Source organism: Corynebacterium sp. HMSC067D03, from assembly GCF_001811185.1.
GTDB classification, from domain to species: domain Bacteria; phylum Actinomycetota; class Actinomycetes; order Mycobacteriales; family Mycobacteriaceae; genus Corynebacterium; species Corynebacterium coyleae.
This window is the reverse complement of sequence record NZ_KV803836.1, coordinates 1-236: the sequence shown is the minus strand read 5'-3', so window position 1 is coordinate 236 and position 236 is coordinate 1. Positions and strand designations below refer to the sequence as shown.

Below are 236 nucleotides of genomic sequence, written 5' to 3'. Positions count from 1 at the left end.
GAGGTAATGCCACCCTTTTCCGTCCACTGCGCATACACACGCACACCAGCCATCGGAATCGGCTTCCACGGATCACGCGTACCCGGATGCACCGAAAGGTCACCATCACGCTGGTGAATCACATAACCATTAATCGACTGGTGCGTGCCATCCGGAGCATCAGACTCAATCGCACCCTCAGCAGGTGCCGGAGGCGTAAAGGTGTAGCGCTGCTCATCCACCACAGACTGGTAGAC

1 protein-coding gene is annotated in these 236 nt (G+C 57.2%); it reads right to left on the bottom strand.

Features of this window, described 5'->3' with window-relative positions; genetic code table 11:
- Positions 1 to 236 (bottom strand): hypothetical protein (locus HMPREF2785_RS11990; protein ID WP_168164684.1); only part of this gene is annotated, 236 nt, incomplete at both ends.